The sequence below is a fragment of the Campylobacter sp. TTU-622 genome (assembly GCF_016598965.1).
In the GTDB taxonomy this organism is placed as follows: Bacteria; Campylobacterota; Campylobacteria; order Campylobacterales; family Campylobacteraceae; genus Campylobacter_D.
This window is the reverse complement of record NZ_JAENKR010000185.1, coordinates 1-881: the sequence shown is the minus strand read 5'-3', so window position 1 is coordinate 881 and position 881 is coordinate 1. Positions and strand designations below refer to the sequence as shown.

Genomic DNA, 881 nt, shown 5'->3' with positions numbered 1-881 from the left:
GAAGTAAAATTCCTATACATTCTTCTTTTGGCGCATAACTTCCTCTTGAAAAATGTATATTTAGTGTTTTAGAGTTTTTTTTGATTATTTTGCTTAATATAAAAGTTAAAGCTAAAAGCTTTCGATAAGTAAATGATATATCATTTAAAGGATCAATAAATGCAATACGAGAAAGATTTTTTTTAGCACAATCAATCCAAGTTCTTGTTATAGTATGCGTAGCTTCGCATCGCATTTGCCAAGTTTTAAATGATAGTTTTAATATACATTCTTGAATTTCTTTTTGACAAAGAGAATTTATTTCTTTGCCAAAGGCAATGCAAATATATTTTTGATTTATAGATCTATTTTTTAAAGAAAATTCTTCATTATTTTTATCAAAAGAACTATCCCATATACTTTTGATATGAAAAGGTATAATTTTTATTTGCTGATCTAAAATAATATTTTGCAAATTATAGTTTGTTTTATCTGTGAAAATACAAACTATTGCACCTTTGTTAAGTAGTTTAAGGCTTTCTTCTAGATTTTTAGACATAAAGTTAAATTTTTTAATAAAAAGTTTAATATACCAAGGAGAAAAAAGATTATTATCCATAATAAAATGAATTTTTCTAGGAATAACCATTTGTATAATAGCCCAATCAAGAAAACTATTATGATTTCCTATCAATAAAATCCCCTTTTGATTTGATAGATTTTCAAATCCATTGATTAAAAATTTATAATGGTGAAAAAAAGAAAAACTAATTAAAAATCTTACCAATAAAAAAGGAAGTTTTTTAAATATGTATAAAGACATAATAAAAGCAATAATTGTAAGAATATAAAAAATATAGTTTAAATTAAATTTGATAAATACAAGTAAAAAGATAGTCAGA

The 881-nt window shown here is 22.5% G+C and carries 1 protein-coding gene; it reads right to left on the bottom strand.

All coding sequences use genetic code 11. The features are described from left to right. The coding region (locus JG677_RS08360; protein ID WP_234284680.1) for a 1-acyl-sn-glycerol-3-phosphate acyltransferase at positions 1 to 673 on the bottom strand (673 nt) is incomplete at its 3' end. Positions 674 to 881: the final 208 nt, after the last annotated feature.